This window comes from Petrachloros mirabilis (assembly GCF_975968855.1).
On record NZ_CDLUDY010000075.1, the window covers coordinates 1 to 6,415 of the forward strand.

General features: G+C 55.5%; 7 protein-coding genes and 1 tRNA gene. 6 read left to right on the forward strand and 2 right to left on the reverse strand.

All coding sequences use genetic code 11. The annotated features are described in order from the left end of the window. Window positions 1-270: 270 nt before the first annotated feature. Together ACWVCN_RS03210 and ACWVCN_RS03215 are read right to left on the reverse strand one after the other, a co-directional pair. Window positions 271-603, reverse strand: a complete 333-nt coding sequence (locus tag ACWVCN_RS03210) for a hypothetical protein (protein ID WP_455244072.1) — start codon at window positions 601-603, stop codon at window positions 271-273. A 161-nt stretch (window positions 604-764) separates the two neighbouring features. Continuing rightward, window positions 765-839 (reverse strand) — tRNA-Val (locus ACWVCN_RS03215). Window positions 840-1,057: 218 nt separating this feature from the next. Between ACWVCN_RS03215 and trmFO the strand changes: the two genes are divergently transcribed. From trmFO to ACWVCN_RS03245, 6 genes are all read left to right on the forward strand, one after another. After that, complete coding sequence (gene trmFO, locus ACWVCN_RS03220) at window positions 1,058-2,374, forward strand: methylenetetrahydrofolate--tRNA-(uracil(54)-C(5))-methyltransferase (FADH(2)-oxidizing) TrmFO (RefSeq protein WP_455244073.1); 1,317 nt, start codon at window positions 1,058-1,060, stop codon at window positions 2,372-2,374. Then, window positions 2,347-3,285: a tyrosine recombinase gene (locus ACWVCN_RS03225; RefSeq protein ID WP_455244074.1), complete on the forward strand. Its 939-nt coding sequence runs from the start codon at window positions 2,347-2,349 to the stop codon at window positions 3,283-3,285. The genes trmFO and ACWVCN_RS03225 overlap by 28 nt, the downstream gene beginning before the upstream one ends. Then, entirely contained in the window at window positions 3,282-3,830 is a 549-nt protein-coding gene (hslV, locus tag ACWVCN_RS03230; protein ID WP_455244075.1) for an ATP-dependent protease subunit HslV, read from the forward strand. Before ACWVCN_RS03225 ends, hslV begins: the two co-directional genes overlap by 4 nt. Continuing rightward, the gene (gene hslU / locus ACWVCN_RS03235; RefSeq protein WP_455244076.1) at window positions 3,827-5,230 is read left to right on the forward strand and encodes an ATP-dependent protease ATPase subunit HslU; all 1,404 of its coding nucleotides are present in this window, start codon (window positions 3,827-3,829) and stop codon (window positions 5,228-5,230) included. Before hslV ends, hslU begins: the two co-directional genes overlap by 4 nt. A gap of 74 nt (window positions 5,231-5,304) precedes the next feature. Next, window positions 5,305-6,201: an acetylglutamate kinase gene (gene argB / locus ACWVCN_RS03240; RefSeq protein WP_455244077.1), complete on the forward strand. Its 897-nt coding sequence runs from the start codon at window positions 5,305-5,307 to the stop codon at window positions 6,199-6,201. A gap of 22 nt (window positions 6,202-6,223) precedes the next feature. Beyond that, window positions 6,224-6,415, forward strand: a 192-nt coding sequence (locus ACWVCN_RS03245; protein ID WP_455244078.1) for a hypothetical protein, incomplete at its 3' end; no start/stop codon positions are given.

Here is a 6,415-nt window from a genome sequence, read left to right on the forward strand (position 1 = left end):
CTTTGAGGAGGGCAAGATCGGTTTCTGAAGGGGGGAGGTTGCGTCGCGGGGTAGGAGTTTCGCAGCCGGCGATCAGGACAGAGAGACCAATTACGGCAGCCAGCACTGCATTTGATAGGCTAAGGCACTGATCGCGCATATCTGAGGTTTCGATCATGAAAAGGAGAATACAAAATTGGAAGGTTGTTTACCAGGGCTTAACATGGCAACGCCCGCAATCATGAAAATGAAAGCGGGCGTCAAGCTGAGTAGCTAGCTCGAATTGTTGAATTAATGGCGTTGACTGTCCAGCATGGCGTCTTCGCTGGTATAGCCAAACAGGTAGGGCATGCTGCCGGCCAGTGAATAGATTGGCCGGTTGACCCCGTAATCCAATGCAAGACCCACGGGATGGAGAACGAACCCCATCCATCGCCAGGGATTATCATTCAGTGGGGAACCGGCCGCTACGTCTGTATACACCAACGCTGTGCTGTCCATGACGCTGTAGATGCTAGCCGGGGCGGCATAGTTCCCCTCGGCATCGACGTTCTGTCGATTGCTCGCACAGCCCGCTAAGGTTGCCAACACAAGAATCCCCAATGCAATCGCGCTAGTCTTCATAAATGACCTCTCTTCGTTCCTGCTCGATTCCGCACCGAATCCGCTTCTATTGATGTGAAGTGTAGCCGAGGCCCTGGATTCTGTCCAGAAAACGGCCCCTTTGCGCAGCGGCAGGATGAATAGAGCGAAAGGGCTGATTTATGAAGGAAATACGATCGAGATGGTGGGCGATACAGGTATCGAACCTGTGGCCTCTTCCGTGTGAAGGAAGCGCTCTGCCACTGAGCTAATCGCCCACGGTGCGAAGTCTAGCACGGGGCTTTGGCGACGTGCAATCTGAAGAGATTGGAGATCTCGCGATGGTGTAGGTGAATGTTTGATGACCCGCCCCTTCATGATTTACCAACGAGCATCGACCATTGCCGTTGTGACGTCCACCCGCCTTGACATCCATAAAACACGATTTCTACAATGCATTTCCCGCACGCACTTCCCCTAAAGGAGTTCCTCTCGGATGCGCGACGACATTGTCATCATCGGTGGCGGTCTGGCCGGGTCCGAAGCCGCCTGGCAAGCGGCCAATCGCGGCGCGAAGGTGACGTTGTATGAGATGCGACCGAAAGAAATGACTCCAGCGCATAAAACCGGTGGGCTAGCCGAACTGGTCTGCTCCAATTCGCTCGGCTCGGTCGATATTCAGAATGCTCCAGGCATTCTGAAGGAAGAAATGCGCAGGATCAATTCATTGATTATTAGGGTCGCGGATCAAGTGCGCGTGCCGGCTGGCTCAGCGCTGGCCGTAGACCGTGAGCAGTTTTCTTTCAAGATTACACAGGCACTTGAGAGCCATCCCCGTATACGGATTCTTCGAGAAGAAATTACCGACATTCCGACCGACTGTGTCTGTGTCGTGTCGACCGGTCCGCTGACATCCGACAAACTTTCTAAGGCTATTGCCCAACTAACCCATTCGGACCACCTCTACTTTTACGATGCTATCTCTCCGATCATCGATGCAGACTCCATCAACATGTCCATCGTCTTTCCGGCATCGCGGTACGACAAGGGCGGAGGTGATTATTTGAATTGCCCGATGGACGAGGTTACGTACGACAAATTCTATGACGCCCTCCTGGCGGCCGAGAAGGTCCACCCCAAAGACTTCGAGAAGACACCCTACTTTGAAGCCTGTCTTCCCATCGAAGTAATGGCGGAGCGCGGGAAGCACACGATGCAGTTCGGTCCGTTGAAGCCGGTGGGACTTGAGGATCCCAGGACAGGGGCTCGTCCCTTTGCCGTCGTCCAACTGCGGACGGAGAATGCGCATCGAACATGCTATAACATCGTCGGCTTCCAGACGAAGTTGACATATGGTGAACAAAAGCGGGTTTTTCGGATGATTCCAGGCCTTGAGCAGGCGGAATTCCTTCGTTATGGCAGCTTACATCGCAACACCTTTCTGAACTCCCCCCAGCTGTTGCGAAACACGCTACAATTCAAAGGGCGCGACACGTTATTTTTCGCAGGACAGCTCGTCGGCGTGGAGGGGTATACGGATTCATCCGCTATGGGTGGATTGGCCGGTATCAATGCAGCGAGAGCCCTTCAGGGATTACCGCTGGTCGCACCTCCTCCGACAACCGCCCACGGATGTCTTGTCTCATACATTACGACGGCAGACCGAGGGTGTTTTCAGCCGATGAATACAAACTTCGGTCTCTTCCCGCCGCTGTCGAAACCCGTGAGAGACAAGGAGCGCAAGCGGCGGCAGATCTCAGAACGCGCTCTCAAGGACTTTACCGCATGGATGACGCAATCAGGGCTTTCGTAACGTATTTGAAGGTTGAGCGGCGAGCAACGCCGGAAACGGTGCGCAACTATACATCGGACCTGCGACAGCTCGGCAGGTTCATACTCGACAATCAAATCGTCTCGTCTCCGATTGATCCTGCCGAACTGTCGGTCGAAGCCATTCGGCGTTATCTCCAGTGGCTTGATCGCAAGGGAGAGAAGCGCAGCTCGTTGGCAAGAAAACTCGCGTGTATCCGAAGCTTTTTTCGATACCTCCTGCGACGGGGTCTCGCTACCAGGAGTCCTGTTGAAGATATGCGCACCCCCAAGCTTCCTAAGCGGTTGCCACGTGTGCTGACCAAGGACGACGCCGGCTCGTTAATGGTATTCCCGGACGAAATATCAGGAGGCTTGAGGGACCGTGCATTGCTGGAGACACTGTACTCAACAGGGGCACGTGTTGCCGAGTTGGTATCGCTCAACGTTGGCGATGTCGACCGAGGAGAGGGAGTGATTCGTTTACAAGGGAAAGGGAGGAAAGAGAGGATCGTACCGATCGGGGATCTAGCGGTTCAGGCGATTCAGAACTATCATGCGTCACTTCATGCGTCCGGTGTGCGTCTTGACGCTTTGAGTCCCATGTTCCTCAATATGCGAAGAGGTCGGCTCACCACTAGGAGCGTGGCTCGAATCGTGGCTCGGTATTCGAAACGGCTGATCGGAGGCCCGGTCAGCCCTCATACGTTGCGTCATTCGTTTGCCACCCACCTGCTGGACGAAGGTGCCGACTTGCGTGCGATCCAAGAGATGCTGGGGCACGCCTCACTCAGCACCACTCAGAGGTACACGCACGTGGCAACTGACCAGTTGTTAGCGGTCTACGACAAGGCCCACCCCCGCGCCAGACAAAACCGGCACAGCGCGCCGCGTAGGGAGCAGAAACCATCATGACCATTCGATCCACCACTATTCTGTGCGTGCGTCGCAACGGCCGGGTTGCCATGGGCTGCGACGGCCAAGTCACCGTCGGGACGACGGTGATGAAGCAGAACGCGAAGAAGCTGCGACGGCTTCACCACGAGCAAGTGCTGGCAGGCTTTGCTGGTGCCACAGCCGACGCTTTCACACTGTTCGAAAAATTCGAAAATAAGCTGGAGGAGTACCGGGGAAATCTCACGAGGGCCGCAGTCGAACTGGCGAAGGACTGGCGGACCGATCGGGTGCTTCGTCGCCTGGAAGCCCTGCTTGCCGTTGCCGGGAAGGAGCAATCCTTCATCATTTCAGGAACCGGCGATGTCGTCGAACCGGAGGATGGTATTCTTGCCATCGGCTCCGGAGGCCCTTATGCATTGGCTGCGGCAAGAGCGCTCTTGAATCATTCCTCGCTTGAAGCGGCCGGGATCGTGAGCGAAGCCATGAAGATCGCAGGGGCGATCGACATCTACACCAATCAGCAGATCGTTGTGGAGGAATTGAAAGGGGAAATCGGCAAGTGACCCGTCAGACTCTTGAGAACATTCCGTCGGACATCGAAAGTCTCACCCCTCGGCAAATTGTCAAGGAGCTCGATCGCTACGTCATCGGCCAAAAGGATGCCAAGCGCATGGTAGCCATTGCGTTACGAAACCGCTGGCGTCGTCAACAACTGTCACCGGATCTCCGCAACGAAGTCGTCCCGAAGAACATCATCATGATCGGGCCTACCGGAGTTGGCAAGACCGAGATCGCCCGACGGTTGGCAAGGATGGCCCAGGCGCCCTTCATCAAAGTCGAAGCGTCGAAGTTTACGGAGGTCGGCTACGTGGGCCGCGACGTAGAATCCATCATTCGTGATCTCACCGAGCTGGCTATCAATATGGTGAAGGGACGACGAATGGAAGTGGTTCAGCAGAAGGCAGAACAGCAGGCGGAGGAACGACTGCTTGACCTATTGTTGCCACCCTCCGCTCCGAGGCCAGGCTCCAATGAGAGTGGAAACGAACCACCCGGTTCCTCGCAGGCGGCACAGGACTCGTACGACACGACAAGGTCCAAGCTGCGGCTGCAGCTTCGCGATGGCAAACTCAACGAACGCTCGGTCGAATTGGACGTGAAGGAACGAGGCTTGCCTATTGGTGTGGTGTCCAATCTCGGAGGCCTCGACGAGCTGGAAAACAATTTGCGCGATATGCTAGGCGGCATGTTTCAGGGCAAGAAAAAGAAACGCCTTATGAAGGTGCCTGAGGCTCTCAAACATCTGGCCCAGGAGGAGGCTCAGAAGCTCATCGATATGGACGATGTGGTGCGCGAGGCGATCTCCAAGGTGGAGCAGACAGGGATCGTGTTCCTCGACGAGATTGACAAGATTGCCGGACGAGAACGCCAGGCAGGGCCTGATGTGTCGCGAGAGGGTGTGCAGCGGGACTTGCTGCCTATTGTAGAGGGGTGCACGGTGAATACCAAGCACGGACCGATCGTGACGGATCATGTGCTCTTCATCGCTGCAGGAGCCTTTCACGTGGCAAAACCGTCTGATCTCATTCCGGAGCTACAAGGCCGGTTTCCCATTCGTGTCGAACTGAGCCCCTTGTCGAAACAAGATTTTGTGCGTATCCTCACGGAACCGAAAGGGGCACTGGTGCGGCAGTATCAGGCGCTGCTGGCTACGGAAGGTTTGGCCATCGAGTTCACTGACGACGGGCTTGATGCTATAGCCGATATTGCCGTTCAGGTGAACGAGCGTACCGAAAACATCGGCGCACGGCGGCTTTTTACCATCATGGAACGCTTGTTGGAGCAGATTTCCTTCGAAGGGCCTGAGTGGCCGGAGAAGCAGGTTCGCATTACGGCCGAGTACGTGCGTGCGCGGTTAAAAGATGTCGTGACGGATCAGGACCTGAGCCGATACATTCTTTAACAGACGCGACGACCCGAAGGAATCGAGGCCGATCATATCCCGTCCACACGTTGTCTAACAGGAGCAGAGCGAGCATGAATCGACTGATCAAGAAAGCCAACGTATTGATCGAAGCCTTGCCCTACATTCGTACATTCCGAGGCAAGACCATTGTGATCAAGTATGGCGGCAATGCCATGACCGAGTCGTCCCTGAAGGACCGGTTTGCCCAGGACGTCGTGCTCTTGAAGTACGTCGGAATCAATCCTGTCATCGTTCATGGCGGGGGACCGCAGATCGACAAGATGCTCGACCGGCTTGGGATCGAATCCAAGTTTCTTCACGGCGTGCGCGTCACGACCGAGGCCGCGATGGAAGTGGTCGAGATGGTACTTGCCGGAAAAATCAATATGGAGATCACCGACCTCATTAATCGCCATGGGGGGAGTGCCGTTGGACTCAGCGGGAAAGACGGCGGACTCATTCTGAGTAAACCGTTGACAGTGAAAGCGTGGGCGGAAAGTCTCGAACGGGATTATGATGAAGAGGAAAATGCCGGCGGATTTGGATTCGTCGGTGACATTGAAAAAGTGGACGCCAGTCTCATTCACAAGCTCCAGGAGGACCACTACATCCCCGTGATCGCGCCGATCGGGACCGATCGCGAAGGCAACACGTACAACATTAACGCCGACCTGGTCGCCGGCGCGATCGCCGGCGCCCTGCGTGCCGAAAAATTGCTGATGATGACAGATATCAAAGGCATTCGTGATGCGAACGGACGCCATCTGTCGACTGTTTCACGCAAAGACGTCCAGCGCATGGTCAAGAAGGGGACGATCACTGAAGGTATGCTGCCCAAGGTCCACGCCTGTCTGGACGCACTCGAACAGGGTGTCGGCAAGGCCCATATCATCGACGGCCGAATCCCCCATGCCATTCTGCTGGAAGTGTTTACGCGCAAGGGCATCGGGACCGAAATCACGGCATAGCGAACGCTCCCATTTACCAGCCTTGACCGATCGACGTACTAGACTCTCTAACCATCTCCATGCGCTGGCGTTGGAACGCCATCCTGACAGTGCTCCCTTGGCCCTCTCGCAGGCAGAGGAATACTTGGCGGAGCAATTTTCTATGCTCCGATGGGATACCTCTCGGGAGCCTTTCGAGGCATGGGGAAGGAGTTTTCAGAATATTCTGGCGGTA

Bases quoted from the DNA above. Each gene is read 5' to 3' on its own strand.
- ACWVCN_RS03210 (WP_455244072.1), bottom strand. From the start codon at position 603: ATGAAGACTAGCGCGATTGCATTGGGGATTCTTGTGTTGGCAACCTTA.
- trmFO (WP_455244073.1), top strand. From the start codon at position 1,058: ATGCGCGACGACATTGTCATCATCGGTGGCGGTCTGGCCGGGTCCGAA.
- ACWVCN_RS03225 (WP_455244074.1), top strand. From the start codon at position 2,347: ATGGATGACGCAATCAGGGCTTTCGTAACGTATTTGAAGGTTGAGCGG.
- hslV (WP_455244075.1), top strand. From the start codon at position 3,282: ATGACCATTCGATCCACCACTATTCTGTGCGTGCGTCGCAACGGCCGG.
- argB (WP_455244077.1), top strand. From the start codon at position 5,305: ATGAATCGACTGATCAAGAAAGCCAACGTATTGATCGAAGCCTTGCCC.